19 protein-coding genes and 1 tRNA gene are annotated in these 14,586 nt (G+C 34.7%); 9 read left to right on the top strand and 11 right to left on the bottom strand.

Annotated elements, in window-relative coordinates:
* Positions 1-3: 3 nt before the first annotated feature.
* On the top strand, positions 4-711 hold the full coding sequence (locus tag WC614_12240) for a UDP-2,3-diacylglucosamine diphosphatase (protein ID MFA5033772.1): 708 nt from the start codon (positions 4-6) through the stop codon (positions 709-711).
* Between the two features lie 89 nt (positions 712-800).
* Here WC614_12240 and rpmB read toward each other — a convergent pair whose 3' ends face one another.
* The 10 genes from rpmB to WC614_12190 form a co-directional block, all read right to left on the bottom strand.
* On the bottom strand, positions 801-992 hold the full coding sequence (rpmB, locus tag WC614_12235) for a 50S ribosomal protein L28 (GenBank protein MFA5033771.1): 192 nt from the start codon (positions 990-992) through the stop codon (positions 801-803).
* Positions 982-1,614: a ribulose-phosphate 3-epimerase gene (rpe, locus tag WC614_12230; protein MFA5033770.1), complete on the bottom strand. Its 633-nt coding sequence runs from the start codon at positions 1,612-1,614 to the stop codon at positions 982-984. Before rpe ends, rpmB begins: the two co-directional genes overlap by 11 nt.
* 73 nt (positions 1,615-1,687) lie before the next feature.
* Positions 1,688-2,911 (bottom strand): glycosyltransferase family 39 protein, encoded by a 1,224-nt coding sequence (locus WC614_12225; GenBank protein MFA5033769.1) that lies wholly within the window; start codon positions 2,909-2,911, stop codon positions 1,688-1,690.
* A 124-nt stretch (positions 2,912-3,035) separates the two neighbouring features.
* Positions 3,036-3,110, bottom strand: a tRNA-Glu gene (locus WC614_12220).
* A gap of 17 nt (positions 3,111-3,127) precedes the next feature.
* On the bottom strand, positions 3,128-3,463 hold the full coding sequence (locus tag WC614_12215) for a hypothetical protein (protein ID MFA5033768.1): 336 nt from the start codon (positions 3,461-3,463) through the stop codon (positions 3,128-3,130).
* A 159-nt stretch (positions 3,464-3,622) separates the two neighbouring features.
* Positions 3,623-4,639: a radical SAM protein gene (locus WC614_12210; GenBank protein ID MFA5033767.1), complete on the bottom strand. Its 1,017-nt coding sequence runs from the start codon at positions 4,637-4,639 to the stop codon at positions 3,623-3,625.
* Complete coding sequence (locus WC614_12205; GenBank protein ID MFA5033766.1) at positions 4,623-5,495, bottom strand: glycosyltransferase family A protein; 873 nt, start codon at positions 5,493-5,495, stop codon at positions 4,623-4,625. Before WC614_12205 ends, WC614_12210 begins: the two co-directional genes overlap by 17 nt.
* Complete coding sequence (locus WC614_12200; protein MFA5033765.1) at positions 5,496-6,386, bottom strand: SDR family oxidoreductase; 891 nt, start codon at positions 6,384-6,386, stop codon at positions 5,496-5,498. It lies immediately after the preceding gene.
* Between the two features lie 146 nt (positions 6,387-6,532).
* The gene (locus WC614_12195; GenBank protein ID MFA5033764.1) at positions 6,533-7,627 is read right to left on the bottom strand and encodes a carboxypeptidase-like regulatory domain-containing protein; all 1,095 of its coding nucleotides are present in this window, start codon (positions 7,625-7,627) and stop codon (positions 6,533-6,535) included.
* A gap of 100 nt (positions 7,628-7,727) precedes the next feature.
* Positions 7,728-8,882 (bottom strand): aminotransferase class V-fold PLP-dependent enzyme, encoded by a 1,155-nt coding sequence (locus tag WC614_12190; protein MFA5033763.1) that lies wholly within the window; start codon positions 8,880-8,882, stop codon positions 7,728-7,730.
* Between the two features lie 184 nt (positions 8,883-9,066).
* Between WC614_12190 and WC614_12185 the strand changes: the two genes are divergently transcribed.
* The 8 genes from WC614_12185 (at position 9,067) to WC614_12150 (ending at position 14,396) form a co-directional block, all read left to right on the top strand.
* A complete protein-coding gene (locus WC614_12185) occupies positions 9,067-9,558 on the top strand; it encodes a transcriptional repressor (protein MFA5033762.1) in 492 nt (163 codons plus the stop codon).
* Between the two features lie 31 nt (positions 9,559-9,589).
* Complete coding sequence (locus WC614_12180) at positions 9,590-9,757, top strand: hypothetical protein (GenBank protein ID MFA5033761.1); 168 nt, start codon at positions 9,590-9,592, stop codon at positions 9,755-9,757.
* Between the two features lie 41 nt (positions 9,758-9,798).
* Positions 9,799-10,164, top strand: coding sequence for a NifB/NifX family molybdenum-iron cluster-binding protein (locus WC614_12175; GenBank protein MFA5033760.1), 366 nt, complete (start codon positions 9,799-9,801; stop codon positions 10,162-10,164).
* Positions 10,165-10,201: 37 nt separating this feature from the next.
* Positions 10,202-10,594 carry a hypothetical protein gene (locus tag WC614_12170; protein ID MFA5033759.1) on the top strand — a complete coding sequence of 131 codons (393 nt, stop codon included), beginning with the start codon at positions 10,202-10,204 and terminating at the stop codon, positions 10,592-10,594.
* A gap of 9 nt (positions 10,595-10,603) precedes the next feature.
* Positions 10,604-10,846, top strand: a complete 243-nt coding sequence (locus tag WC614_12165; protein ID MFA5033758.1) for a FeoA family protein — start codon at positions 10,604-10,606, stop codon at positions 10,844-10,846.
* 96 nt (positions 10,847-10,942) lie between these two features.
* A complete protein-coding gene (locus WC614_12160; GenBank protein ID MFA5033757.1) occupies positions 10,943-11,905 on the top strand; it encodes a hypothetical protein in 963 nt (320 codons plus the stop codon).
* Between the two features lie 17 nt (positions 11,906-11,922).
* On the top strand, positions 11,923-12,702 hold the full coding sequence (gene uppP / locus WC614_12155) for an undecaprenyl-diphosphatase UppP (protein MFA5033756.1): 780 nt from the start codon (positions 11,923-11,925) through the stop codon (positions 12,700-12,702).
* Positions 12,699-14,396, top strand: a complete 1,698-nt coding sequence (locus WC614_12150) for a ferrous iron transporter B (GenBank protein MFA5033755.1) — start codon at positions 12,699-12,701, stop codon at positions 14,394-14,396. Before uppP ends, WC614_12150 begins: the two co-directional genes overlap by 4 nt.
* 13 nt (positions 14,397-14,409) lie before the next feature.
* Here the strand turns inward: WC614_12150 and WC614_12145 are convergent.
* Positions 14,410-14,586, bottom strand: a 177-nt coding sequence (locus WC614_12145; GenBank protein MFA5033754.1) for a M23 family metallopeptidase, incomplete at its 5' end; no start/stop codon positions are given.

Below are 14,586 nucleotides of genomic sequence, written 5' to 3'. Positions count from 1 at the left end.
AAAATGAAAGCTTATTTTATATCAGACCAACATTTCAGGAATTCTTATGAAAAAAGCGAACAAATAAAACTTGATAAGTTCAGGAGATTTGTTGAACATATCAAAGGATGCGATGCATTATTTATAGTAGGCGATCTATTTCATTTCTTTTTTGAATACAAAACTCAGATACCCAAAACTTGTTTTGAAGTGATGACCATACTTAAATCCTTACAGGACTCGGGGACTAAAATCCATTATTTTGCCGGCAATCACGATTTTTGGTTAGGAGATTTCTTTTCTGAACAAATTGGTGCAACAATATATAAGCATGCAGAATCTATGGTTCTTGACGGAAAGAAGTTTTTCATAACTCACGGAGATGAATTTGTCGCCGGGAATAAGGTTTTTAGATATATACTACGGAATAAACTATGCATAAGGTTTTTTTATTTTGTTCATCCGGATATTGCTTATAAAATAGGAGCCATAGTTGCTAGCGGATGCGGAATATTATCTCACAAAAAAGGACAAGTTCTATTGATAAAAGTTTACAGAATTGTAAATCAAAAGTTTTTAGAAAACTTTGATTTTGTAATTTTTGCGCATATCCATTCGCCACACTGGTTACATCTCAAGAATAAAGATGTTGCAATACTAGGTGATTGGGTACGGCATTTTTCCTACGGAAAATTTGAAGAAGGAAAATTCAAAATGTGTTTTTGGAAATAACCTCTCGCTTTTTTGCTTACCCTTTTGTTTAGCAGAAATATAGAGATACTCCCTATATCCCTTTTCAACAACAAACAGATAAGTGAGTATTATTTAACCAATTCCACTTTTCCGGCTTTAAGACACTTTGCACAAATGTAAATGTTCTGAGTTTTGCCATCAATTTTCGCTTTCACCTTCTGGAGATTTGGGAACTGTATCTTTGTCGTTACGCGGTGAGAGTGGCTTACATTTGCACCGTAGAGTCTTTTTTTGCTGCAAACTTCGCATCTACGAGACATTTTTCAACTCCTTTATTGCTTTTATGGGGTTTTTGGTTTTAAATATTCCTGCTCCACTGACCAGTATTTCAGCCCCAGCCTTAACAACTTGAGGTGCAGTAGAAATATTTATTCCCCCATCAACTTCTATTTTTATATTCTCTTTACTTAACTTTTTTATCTTTTCAATCGGCTCGCACATAAACTCCTGCCCACCAAATCCAGGGTTTACAGTCATAACCAGAACAAAATCCAGATTATGAATAAACGGTAAAATCTTTTCTAACGGAGTCGCCGGTTTAATAACAATGCCTGCCTTTTTATTGTTTTTCTTTATGTATTCAATAACTTGTTCAGGTTTATTTGTTGCTTCAATGTGAAAACTTATCCAATCTGCGCCTGCATCCGAAAACTGTTGAATCCAGTTTTCAGGTTTCTCTATCATTAAATGAACATCGAGAGGAAGTTTCGTAAGTTTACGAATCCCTTTAATTACTACGGGACCAAAAGTGATATTGGGCACAAAATGCCCATCCATAACATCAAGGTGAAGCAAATCACATCCTCCCTGCTCCAACATAGTTATATCTTTATCCAGCTGAGAGAAATCAGCAGAAAGTAAAGAAGGCGCTATTTGTATCATTAAGAGTTATTATTTAACACTGTTTATGCCAAATGTCAAGCAAGATTTCTTTTCTATTAGCGATTTTGCATTCTTAACTGCTTTCTGATACGTTATGAAACGCGGGACTCTTTAGCAAACTTATTACCCCTGATGAAGCAAGCAGGAATAAAAATGGTAATGTTTGTATATTATACCAAAACCATGCTATATGAAAAAGACTGTGAACAGCCGTAAAATAACATATATAAAATCCAACAAATAAATTCCTACACCAATTAATAAAGAATCCTTTAATTGCAAACGCTATGATTATTAAATTTAACAACATAAAGAATATTGTAAAAAAAGAAGGGGGAGTAGAATATGGGAAATGAATATACAACCGACCAATATTGGTTATTGCCGTAAAGAAATAATCTTTTGGATGTTTTCTGATATTCTCTTTCGCCCTATCCAAAAAAATTTTATTTGCCTGTATTTCGGGGAATTTTCTAAATTCCGTTATGTATATTTTGAATTGCGCCGCACCCGGCAAATCAGAATAAGATTTGTCTTCTTTAGGCGCACTCGTTAACCATAAAGAATATCCCATATTTGCGCTGGTAAAAAGTAATTTTCCCTGCACTTTATAGTTATATACTGCCCATGGAGTTAAAACAAGAAACATTACCGAAACGAGAGGAATAAATAAAAGTAATTTATTTAGTTTTTTCTTATACCAGAAAAAAAAGCCGTATATAAACATAGGTATCCATAACAAAAAAGCGGTAGTTCTTGTAAGAGTTGATATGCCAAGCAAAAATCCCGTTAAAATGAATAATCCTATTTTTTCCGTTCGTAATGCTCTAAAAAAAACAAAGATTGTGCACGCCATTAACACCATAAACAAATTATACGTTGATAGGAATCCAACCGCGCGATACAAAGTAGGAGATATTATCATCATAGCAATAGCAAGCAATCCTGCTTTGGGATTCTTAAATTCTTGTTTTGCTATCAGGAAGATAAATATTCCCGTGATAACGTTAAACATTGCTTGAATTATATATATTAATAGTGGACTATGAGTGCAAACGCCATAGATAAAAGCTAAAAACAGAGAGTAAAAAGGCGGGACCTGTGAATGCCAACCATCCCAGATATAACCATTTCCTGCAAGTAAATCAATGGCTGATTGGTCATAACTGATTGCATCACCTACAAGCTTTATAGGGCTGGAAATTAATATATATATTACACAAAATACGAATAAAACAGATGATAATATAATTAAAGATGCACGCTCTTTTCGCTCCATAAATCTTGAAAGCTTCATATTTTTAATTTAGAGAAATGTTACTTAATTAGAGTCCCGCAAAGCGGGATAGGAATCCCTAATCCGCCAAAGGCGGAAAGGGCTTCTTATAACGCTCCTTCGTCGCGAACTCTAACTAAAAAAATAGCGGCACCGGGATTTGAACCCGGGTCACATGGCTGAGAACCATGCATCCTGGACCGGACTAGACGATGCCGCCATCATACGATACGTCTTTTACCTTATCATTCCAATAATTGCCGCAAGAATCGTTACAATTCCAATGGGAATCTGCCATCCCATAAGCGCTGCATTTGCTTTCTCTAAAGATTCCGAAGAACTCGGCAGCAATCTTAATAAATCCATAATTAACATCATCCCGGCCAATAGCCCCATTACTCCAGGCAAAAGGAAAGCTCCCCCTTTGGAAAATGAAGTAATCCCAACAACAATTACCACTATTCCAATCGGGAGTTTAAGTCCTAAAAGAGATTTATTTGCTTCTTCAAAAATAGGTATTTTATTTAAAACACCCATTAAAAGAATCATTCCTCCAAGTAATAAAAATTCCATTTTCCCTCCTAAACGACAGGAAACAATTCTTCAAAGTATTTTTTACTCCTGTTAACTTCTTGCAATTCCCTGATTCCTTTACTTAATATAAATATTATAAAAATGCAAGAAAAATTATTCAAATAGATGAAACAACATGCTTGCACCTATTGCTTCTATTTAATCTATAAATCCATTTTTTAAACAATTTTCGCATACAGTTTGTATTTTCGTGTCTATGATTTTTGACCTGACTATTTTTCTTGCAACCCTGTATTTTGCATTATTCCAGATATATTGAAACTTTTGGTTTGTCATGTTCCCAAACATATCGTTTTCGCTATACACGGCACAACAAGGAGCTATTCCTCCATCCCAATTTATAACGGCAGTTGTCCATAAAAAGTCACAATATGGTTTTTTATTTTTTCTTGCTTTAGTAGTATAATTATACCTGCTATATTCTTCGTTTACCGGCAACCAATATTCCACATTACGGAACTTCTCTTCATCATTCATAAACAACTCTCTTCCCGTATCACATCTGATTTTACCTAATCGAAAATCAACGTTTAATTCTTTTGCCATTGCTCTTGCTTTATCTATTTCTGTTTCATTGTATTTTGTTACCAGAAGTTGCCATATTATTTTTGGGACAGCGCTTTTATACTTTTCTTTTGCTCTCAAAATTAAGTTCATATTTTCTATTAATTTATCAAAGTTGCCGCCTTTCCTGTACTTTTCGTAACTATTTTGTGATACGCCATCAATAGAAACATACAAATAATCAATCCCGGATGATATTATTTCTTGTGCCATTTTTTCATCTAATATGTTTAGATTAGTAAATATAGAGATCTTAACGTTCGTCTTATGCGCATATTCCACCATTCTATATATATCCTTATTTAAGAAAGGCTCTCCCCAATCTCCGATTGAAATTTCATAAAGCCATATTCCAAGCTCATCTACTATTTTTTTAAAAGTTTTGAATTCCATTTTTCCCGTAGGATATTCTTTTCTCTCCTGCCCTGTGGGACATAATGGACAATGAAGATTGCAAATATTCGTCACATCAACCACCAAATATTCCGGCAAGCCTACTACAAAACTGTTTTTTAAAACGTTATTCTGGAATGATATAAGGTAATGATTAAAAGCTTTCCGCCACAAACCGATTTTATGTTTTAGCCACATTTTTATTCCCTATGCACAGATATAGAAGATAATATCTTTGTAAAAGCAACCCAAATATAAACGCCTCATAAATTATGGGGTTTTTAAAAATCCACTTTTTATATAATTGCAGGGCAATAAAAAACGCTTTCAATCCTCGTCCCCACAATATAGACAAAATTATATTTCGATTTTTATAAATATGCGGATATTTTGTAGAGAACTTAAACTGGGAATTATATTCTACTTTTATTCTTTTAACAAACTTTACGAAGCTCCAAGGGATTACTCTGTGACAGATGATAGCATTTTTATTACTCGTTAACTTGCCTAATTTAGTTGCCCGTAAATAAAGGTCTGTATCATCAAACCCATAATTAAATCCGACGTCAAACCCGTTTAATTTTTCTAATATATCTTTTCTATATGCTACATTACAACTTATGAAATTTCCGGCCGTTTCATCCAATACATAATGAGCAAAGGGATTAACTTTTTTTGTTTCGGTTATTACGCATCCTGATACTCCGATTAACTCTTTATCAAGAAATGATTTTGCGATTTCTTTCAACCAATTTTTATCAGCAAGACAATCCTGGTCGGTAAATGCCACAATTTTACCTTTAGATAGTTTTATGCCTGTATTCCTTGCTCCGGCAACTCCCTTGTTTTCTTGTCTGACATAATGGATATTTGTTTTATCTTTAACAAAACTTTTAAGAAAAAAGGATGTCCCATCTTTTGAGCCATCGTCTACGACTATTATTTCATAGTTCTTTTTATCAAAGTTCTGGGTAATTAATGATTGCAAGGAATCTTTCAAGAGGTCTTTGGAATTGTAAGCAGCAACCACCACACTGATTAAAGGCTCATCCATTTAGAATTTATTTTTCTTCATACTTATCAAGCCTTCTTCTATTCCTACGGGTATTATTTTCAACTCTCTTTCCATTTTTTTAGTTACGTAAGAAGTGTTTTCGGGCCTAGGCGCAATGTTTTTAAAAAATGCGCTTTTAACGGGGACAATTAAAGACTTATTCAGCCCAAAGATTTCTGCAATTTTCAACGCAAATTCATATCTTGTAACAACATCTTTTCCCGCAATATGAAACGTTCCACTTTGATTCAGCTCTATAATTTTCCATATAGCTTCTGCGCAGGCGACGGAATAAAGAGGCTGCGTATATATATCGTCTACCATACGAATTTGTTCCGATTGCATTAACATTTGTATTTCCCATGTAACCGGGTTTAACCTTTCAAAGGTTTCGTTCCAGCCGTACATCAATATAGGTCTCACAATTACATAATCGGATTTACTTTTTTTTATGATATTTTCGCATTCTGCTTTCTGCATCCCATATTGATTTACGGGATTAACGCCATCTTCTTCTTTGTAAGGAGGAGTTTTTCCATCAAATACTGCATTAGAAGAAAGATATATTATTTTCGTATTGTATTTTTTACATTCTTCCAATATATTTCTTGTCCCTTTTACGTTTATTTCATAGGAATTTGTAGGATTTTTTTCTACAGAATCAACATTTGTAATGCCGGCAGTATGAATTATCCAGTCGGGATAACTTAATTTGAAAACACTATTTATCTGTTCGGATTTTCTGACATCCATACACACATTATATTTTGATTTTGCAAATTTCTTATTAAGTTCATTTGGGAATATCTTGTATATATTATGTTTATCGGGTGCGGTTTCGACTAAACTTCTCCCCAAAAGCCCGGTTACTCCAGTAATTAAAACATTCATTTGTCTATATTTTTTTGAGCCAGAGGCTCATCAGTCCTTTGGCTGAGAAAATTATGTCCGAATTAATATAACTTTATGACTAATTATAATTGGGATTACCAATTTATCCAAATATAAAAACAAATAATTTTTATCGCTATCCGGTATTATTTGACAGGAGTCAGCATAAAGTCAACTTTTTTAGTTTCGCCATTGACTATTTCTACATCCTGAGCTTCCGTTTCATAATCCATCATACTAATAACTATTGCATAACTTCCTGTCGGCAGGAAAAGTTTATAGTTTCCGTTTTCGTCAGTATTTACGCTTAATCCTATTTTCTTAATATTTATAACTCCCTTAATTGGCGAGTTGGTAACCTTATTAATTAGTCTTCCTTCCATTATCCCGGCAACTACCTTAGGTTGAGCTTTGGAACAACAAATCGGGAAAGATATTCCAACGGTAATATCCCATGGCATTACATCTTCTTCTCCATAAAGTCCATAGTGCCAAACATGCATTGGTGGTTCGCCTGTACCCCATGTCCCGTATTCAAATGCTGCCAATAAGTTAACGTCCTGTTTCATTTTATGTTCGACGCCCAAAACAACACGTTTGGGATTCCCCATTATGCTAATATCCCCGGGATACGGTAAAACATCAGCAGTCCCTTCCAAGAATATACCAAAAGGCATCGTAAGTTTTATGCCTAATGGGAAACGATTCATAGGAATAGTATCTCCGCTCCCTATATTATACAGCCAATCTACATTTACATGCAGGTTAAAATCTTTAACTATCGCTTGAGAATAAATAGCTTTTATTCCGACGCCTACTTTGCCTGTAGAAAATTTTGGGCACCAACTGTCGGCTAATGGAAGTTCTTGAGCTCCTGTAGGTATTCTAATAAAATTTTGTATTGCGGCATTGTTAAGAAATGCATATTTCCATCCGATATCCATATCTCCAAAACCCATAGCATAGCAAGCACCTCTGCCATAATGGTAACGAATAATCGGCGGAGTAACGCCTACTTCAAGTTTATTTATAGGTACCCATTTAACTCCGTATATAAAAGCAACGTCTCTTTGCCAATAAGCATTATCCGTGCTTCCCATGTCCATTACATAACCTTTAACGTCAAAATTCCCCCGTAGTGTTCCCTGAGTATCTACATCTGCAGGTAAAACATAAGCGGCATTTACTTTTAACGCCACCAAACTCAACAAAAACATACTTCCCAACATAAGTTTTTTCATCTCTCCCCCTCCTGTTTAATATATTTAACTTATAAGCTAAAATATTCTGCTTGTTTTGTCAAGAATTTAAACAAACTTTGTTGAAATTGCCGAATATCTATTATTTCTTTCTATCGGCTATTTGTTTTAAGGATGTGAGTGCTATATTTACATCTTCTTCTGTATTGAAAATTCCCGGACTTAACCTCACCGTGCCATCCGGGAACGAGCCAATTTTTCTATGGACATACGGGGCACATTGTAACCCGGTACGAACTGCAATACCGGCTAATTTATCTATTCCGACTTCCACTTCCTGAGGTTTCATACCTTTGATATTTACAGACAAACACCCGACATGTTTTTTAGCATCTTTTGAGCCATAAATAATAAACCTGTCATCATTTTTCAGATGGCTAATCATATGGGCAACAAGATTGCTTTCGTGTTCAAATATTGTATTTATACCTTTTTCAATTACAAATTTTAATCCTTCATTCAATCCTATAATGCCCACTGTGTTGGGAGTGCCCGCTTCTAACCAGAAAGGCATATTTGTCGGTTGAGTAGGAGCAATAGAATCAACACCTGTGCCGCCTTCGCGCCAAGGGGACAAAATAATATCTCCATTAACGTACAATCCGCCTGTTCCCGGGGGCCCGAATAATGCTTTATGTCCGGGAAATGCAAGAAGGTCTATACAAAACTTTTTGACATTTATATCGCAAACTCCTGCGGTTTGAGCACAATCCACTAAGAACAAGACTTTATCGTTTACTTCTTTTATTGTTCTACCAATTTCTCCAATAGGTTGAATAACTCCCGTTACGTTTGAAGCGTGTGTAATTGCAACTAATTTAGTATTCTTGTTTATTGCTTTTTTTATATCATCCGGGTCAATAAAACCATCCGGGGGGCTATCTACTTTTGTAACCGTTATAAAGCCGGAGTCTTCCAACCTTTTTAATGGTCTTGATATTGAGTTGTGTTCCAGATGAGTAGTAATTACATTATCTCCTTTTTTAAGAGTTCCTTTTATTGCAATGTTCAGGGCATCCGTGGTATTAAGAGCAAATATAAGTTTTTCAGGGAAATCTCCGCCAAAAAAGTTTGCGATTCTTGTTCTCGTATCAGAGATAATGCGTCCTACCTGAACGGCTGATTCGTAGCCGCCTCTACCAGGAGACACGCCTAATTCACGGAGAAACTTATCCATCGCTTTATAAACTGACTCCGGCTTCGGATAAGTAGTAGAAGCATTATCAAGATATATCATTCTGTCCTTTAACGTAATCTAAACACTTTATTTTGTCAATTATTTATTATTACTAAAAGATATTTTTCACTTGATAAAAACAACAAGCATACACGCGTTAACATTATAACATTAGATAAATTTATATATACAGTATGCACAAAAAAACTTGACAAAAACTATTAAATATGTTTTACTATTGATAATGATTATCAATAATATTAAATCCTGCAAAAAACATAAAGCAGAGCCCGGGCGTTGTAGTTTGGAAGAAAAAGTAAGGAGCAAGGGGTGTCGGTTAACCGTGCCGCGTAGAATTATCTTCGATATACTTAATTCTACTTCCAAACATTTGAGTGCCGAGGATATTTATTTTATTATTCATAAGAAAAATCCGAACATTGGACTTACTACAATTTACAGGACATTAGATATGCTGGTAAAAATAGGAACATTAAATAAATTTGATTTTGGAGATGGGCATTCCAGATACGAATTAGTCGGGGGCTTAAACAAACAACACCATCATCATTTAATATGTACCAAATGCAGCAAAATACTCGATTATACGGATTTTATCGAAGAAGAAATAAAACTGGTTAAAGCCACCGAAGAAGAGCTCTCAAGGAAATATAAATTTGAAATAAAAGACCACGTATTCCAGTTTTATGGGATATGTGATAGATGTAACAAATAAGTATTATTTTTTATTTTTTTAGTTATTGACAATGAATTTCATTAACGGAAAGGAAGATAAAATAACAAATTTTTTAGAAGGAAAGCTTTCGGCAAGAATTAAAGTTGCCAAACGTTCTACGATACGAGGGTCATTGAGGTATCCTATCATTTTCAGGGAAAATTCCGGATTCGGATTTGTTTTTAAGGTTCTGTGGTAGTGGCAAGAAACCGTAGTAAAATTTAACCAGAGGGAGGAAAAATGAAAATATGTATACCGACAGAAACAGAAGAGGGAAAAACAGCCAAAGTTTATGGGCATTTTGGCAGCGCTCCATATTTCACAATTTATGATACAGAAAAAGACACTTGTGAAATAATGAATAATTCCAATCAACATCACTCTCACGGCACTTGTCATCCGATGGGAAGTTTGGAGAGCAAAAATATTGATGCGGTCGTTTGCGGAGGAATGGGAATGCGCGCCATACAAAAACTTAATGAATCAGGAATTCGTGCGTACAGAGCTTCCGAAGGGACAGTTGAGGAAGTCGCCAAACAATACGCCACCAATAAATTAGAAGAGCTAACTCCGGGGAATGCTTGTGCGCAGCACGAGTGTCATTAAATAATTCATCTTAGAAAACATAGAATAGGGAGATGAAATGGTATTAAAAGAATTTCATAAAAATTGTTTTGCCTGTGGCAAGAATGTTGCAAACGGTTTGAATTTAAAATTTAAACTCCTTGAGGACGATACTCTTTATGGAGAATTCAAAATAGATAAGAGTTATCAGGGGTACGACAACATACTACATGGCGGTATTATAAGCACTATTTTAGATTGCGGTATGATAAATTTGTTTTATATGAAAAATGGTTTGGAATTAAAAACAGTTAAATTAAAAATACTTTTCAGGCAAGCTATACCTGTGGGAAAAACTATTATAGTTAAGGCGTTTGTTGACAAACCTATCAGGCATTTTTATAAAGCCAAATCTCACATACTAATTGGCAACAAGATTTTTGCTGAAGCGGAAGGATATTTCAGAAAGTAGAAGGAGAAAGTGATAATAAATTTAGTTCAAATGAAATCGGAAGAATCCGGGGTTGTAGCCGAAATTCGTGGAGGATGTAGTGTGATAAACAAGCTTGAGAGCATAGGAATAATCCCCGGCAAAATAATAAAAAAAATAAGCTCTCAACCCTGGCGAGGACCTCAAACCGTAGAGATAAATAATATACAGGTTGCCATTGGTTTTGGTATGGCAAGAAGGATAATGGTAGAGGTCGAGGAAAAAACTATTTAGTGAAATGAAAGCCGTTTTTTAATGATGCTTTTCGGACATTTAAAAAGGGGCAAGATAGAAAACAAAAATATAGCAGTTAAACCAGGGGTTTGGCTTTTGATTATTGTTTTCATGCTAACTGCCTGTTCACGGGAAGCAAAGGACTCTCGCAAAGATAAATTTGAAACAGCTAAGGCAAATGGCATTGAATTTTTAGATTCAATAAAAGTTTATATAAATCCCATAACTATGAATAAAGACTCCAAGATGAATTACAAAAAACATCTTGTAGAATACATAAGTACATATTTAACATTTTATGAAACATCCCATTCTACAAAAGAAAAAACTTTATATAAAAGAAAAGTCGAAGAAGTTATTGCTCCTGTATATACCTCCGAATATCATAATTTTGCTAATTCCTCATTAGAAGAGTTTAAAGACAATGTGGTTTCTTATCTTAATGCCGGTCGGATATTACAAAAATTGGGGTTTGATACTAAAATGTATAAAGAAAAAATTGGAGAAATTTTACCTTTAATCATCAGCAAAGAGCATCAAAACGCACGGAAACTGACTAACAATATGGCAATAAGACTTCATTTAGACGAGCTCGGTTTTAAGGGTGGGTATTCTTATATGGAATTATATCAGAATCCCGAATGTATTGTCCGGACACATCCCAATATAGAAGGTTTGAATATGTACAGTTTAACCCATGAAATTTTTTATTTAACGAATTATGGGACTACCGGAGTTAAATGCGCAACTTCTTCTGATTTAAGTTATCTTAAAGAGATTTTTTTAAAATTGGTTCCAAAAGGGATTGAGATGAATAATCCGGATTTAGTTGCGGAGTTGTTAGTATGCCTTCATTATATCGGGTTAAAGAATACAAAGCAGTATAATGAAGCGATAGATTATTTACTTTCCTGCCAGAATTTAGATGGTTCGTGGGGCAACTATGAAAAATTGAAAAAAGAAGTGGAGAATTTTAACCCTGCTTATATAGTTGAGGCAAGTCAATATCTTCATACAACCCATGTAGCTTTATGGGCATTATCTCTTGCGTTTGATTGAGGGAGGGAAAAAACAAGATGAATCTATTACATGCTATCATTTTGGGAATTGTAGAAGGAGTAACGGAATTTTTACCTATCTCTTCGACCGGGCATTTAATTCTTTCTGTAAAAGTATTAGGTTTACTCCAGAGTGATTTTATGAAGAGTTTTGAAATAATTATTCAACTCGGTGCAATACTATCTGTAATCGTATTGTATTGGCGTTCACTTATTGTTGATTTTAAAACATTTTCCCTTGTATTCACAGGATTTGTACCTACTGCTTTTTTAGGACTACTATTATATAAATGTATCAAGAATGTCCTTCTTAACAACGAATTAATCGTGTTGATTGCATTATTAGCAGGCGGTATTTTGTTAATTGTTTTTGAATTACTACATCATGAAAAACCGGACGCAAGTGTGCTAATTTCAGATATTACTTATAAACAAGCGTTTATTATCGGTGTTTGTCAATCGGCAGCAATAATTCCGGGGGTTTCCCGTTCACTGGCAACTATACTTGGCGGGTTAGCTCTGGGGTTAAGACGAAAGGTTGTCGTTCAATTTTCTTTTCTTTTAGCAATCCCGACAATGTTAAGTGCGACAGCATATGATTTAACTAAAAATGCATCACATTTTACATCCGAACAGTTTTATTTTTTGCTGGTTGGATTTATTGTCTCCTTTATCGTTGCGCTTTTTGCAATAAAATTTTTAATAAGTTACATAGAAAAACATAATTTCATTGTTTTTGGCATATACCGAATTTTAATTGCATTGCTTTTTATGTGGGGACTTACCTTAACGAGATGAAGAAAATTTTACTTGTAGGAAATCCGAATGTAGGGAAAAGCGCATTATTTTCACGTTTAACCGGTATAGATGTTATTACTTCAAACTACCCCGGGACGACAGTCGGGTTTACAAAGGGCTATTTAACAATCAGCGGAGAGAAAATAGAGATTATTGACATTCCGGGGGTATACACACTTGAACCTAATTCAAAAGTGGAAGAAGTTGCAATTGATATGCTAAATAAAGGCTGTGACGTTTTAATAAACGTAGTTGATGCCACAAGTTTAGAGAGAAACCTTAATCTTACGCTGCAATTATTAAAATACAACATTCCCGTTATTATAGCGTTAAATTTTTGGGACGAGACAAGACATTTTGGCGTTTCTATTGATATGAAAGAATTGGAAAAAGTTTTGGGCGTTCCGGTCATCCCGACCTGTGCCATAACAGGTGAGGGCATAAAAGAGCTAATAAATAGATTCCCCGAAGCGAAAGTTAAAGGTTATGAGTATAAACTAGAAGAAAAATGGAAGGAAATAGGAAATATTGTTAACCGGGTACAAAAATTATCGCATAGACACCATACTTTTCTTGATAAAATAGAAGAGGTATCCACGCATCCGTTAACAGGAATACCCTTTGCTTTAGTAGTTCTTGTTGTTACTTTTTTAATAGTAAGGTTCGTAGGAGAAGGTTTAATAAATTATATACTTGACCCGATATTTAAAAACTTTTATCATCCGGCGATTATTAACATCGTAGATAAAATTCTGCCATTTGAGTTTTTAAGAAATTTACTTCTGGGAACAACATCTGAAGTTATGGAATCCTTTGGTTTATTAACTACCGGTATATATATTCCTCTTGTAATAGTTTTGCCTTATATGTTTTCATTTTATCTTATGTTAAGTTTTCTGGAAGATACGGGATACCTGCCACGGGTAGCAGTTTTATTGGACTCTTTGCTTCATAAAATAGGCCTTCACGGATACGGAGCAATCCCCGTGCTTCTGGGGTTTGGTTGTAAGGTACCGGCAATGCTTTCCACACGCCTATTGGAAACAAACAGAGAAAAGATAATTGCTACGGCTTTAATTCTTATGATAGCTCCCTGTATGCCCCAAACCGCTATGATAATAAGTCTTGTTGCGCCTTACGGGATTAAATATTTACTGCTTATATTTTTGATACTTTGTCTTATTGCCGTATTAACCGGTTTTTTTCTTAACAAGATTCTCAAGGGTGAAACGCCGGAACTTTTTGTTGAAATACCGCCTTATCGTGTTCCATATATGCCGATGGTAATGAAAAAACTATGGATAAGATTAAAAGCATTTATTTTGGAAGCAATGCCATTAATAATTGTTGGTATATTTATAGTAGGTATTTTAGATAGTCTGGGAGTAACGAGTTTTATTGCCAATTTTTTAGGAAAGCCAATATTGAGTATTTTAGGACTTCCAAAAGAAACAATTTCTGTAATGTTATTGGGAGTTTTAAGAAAAGACGTTTCCATAGCATTACTTGCGCCATATCACTTGAGTATAAAACAGCTTATGATTGCATCTATCTTTATGGTTTTATATCTTCCGTGCATAGCGACATTTTTTACGATGTCAAGAGAGTTGGGAATTAAGAATACGTTAAAAATTGTTTTTATTATGTTTTTTACTTCAATTATTTTAGGCGCATTGCTCAATCTTATACTTTGAAAAAAAAGAGGGATTAATATGTAGTAGCACCCGGAATTATATAGTTCGCAGGAGGGGAAGATTCTCCACTTACTCTTACTTCATAATGAAGATGAGGACCCGTTGAACGTCCTGTATTTCCTATATAACCTATGACTTCGTTTCTATTTATTTTTTGAGAAAGATTGACTTTAGTGCGCGAAAGATGTCG

The sequence above is a fragment of the bacterium genome, assembly GCA_041649255.1.
In the GTDB taxonomy this organism is placed as follows: domain Bacteria; phylum Hydrothermota; class UBA3073; order JACQXS01; family JAQTXJ01; genus JAQTXJ01.
Note: the sequence above shows the minus strand (reverse complement) of the source record. Positions and strands in the feature narration are given on the sequence as shown.

Coding starts and splice junctions, on each gene's coding strand:
- WC614_12195 (MFA5033764.1), bottom strand. CDS start 7,627: ATGAAAAAACTTATGTTGGGAAGTATGTTTTTGTTGAGTTTGGTGGCG.
- WC614_12180 (MFA5033761.1), top strand. CDS start 9,590: ATGAATTTCATTAACGGAAAGGAAGATAAAATAACAAATTTTTTAGAA.
- WC614_12205 (MFA5033766.1), bottom strand. CDS start 5,495: ATGGATGAGCCTTTAATCAGTGTGGTGGTTGCTGCTTACAATTCCAAA.
- rpmB (MFA5033771.1), bottom strand. CDS start 992: ATGTCTCGTAGATGCGAAGTTTGCAGCAAAAAAAGACTCTACGGTGCA.
- rpe (MFA5033770.1), bottom strand. CDS start 1,614: ATGATACAAATAGCGCCTTCTTTACTTTCTGCTGATTTCTCTCAGCTG.
- uppP (MFA5033756.1), top strand. CDS start 11,923: ATGAATCTATTACATGCTATCATTTTGGGAATTGTAGAAGGAGTAACG.
- WC614_12190 (MFA5033763.1), bottom strand. CDS start 8,882: ATGATATATCTTGATAATGCTTCTACTACTTATCCGAAGCCGGAGTCA.
- WC614_12170 (MFA5033759.1), top strand. CDS start 10,202: ATGGTATTAAAAGAATTTCATAAAAATTGTTTTGCCTGTGGCAAGAAT.
- WC614_12210 (MFA5033767.1), bottom strand. CDS start 4,639: ATGTGGCTAAAACATAAAATCGGTTTGTGGCGGAAAGCTTTTAATCAT.
- WC614_12225 (MFA5033769.1), bottom strand. CDS start 2,911: ATGAAGCTTTCAAGATTTATGGAGCGAAAAGAGCGTGCATCTTTAATT.
- WC614_12200 (MFA5033765.1), bottom strand. CDS start 6,386: ATGAATGTTTTAATTACTGGAGTAACCGGGCTTTTGGGGAGAAGTTTA.
- WC614_12240 (MFA5033772.1), top strand. CDS start 4: ATGAAAGCTTATTTTATATCAGACCAACATTTCAGGAATTCTTATGAA.
- WC614_12185 (MFA5033762.1), top strand. CDS start 9,067: ATGATTATCAATAATATTAAATCCTGCAAAAAACATAAAGCAGAGCCC.
- WC614_12175 (MFA5033760.1), top strand. CDS start 9,799: ATGAAAATATGTATACCGACAGAAACAGAAGAGGGAAAAACAGCCAAA.
- WC614_12215 (MFA5033768.1), bottom strand. CDS start 3,463: ATGGAATTTTTATTACTTGGAGGAATGATTCTTTTAATGGGTGTTTTA.
- WC614_12150 (MFA5033755.1), top strand. CDS start 12,699: ATGAAGAAAATTTTACTTGTAGGAAATCCGAATGTAGGGAAAAGCGCA.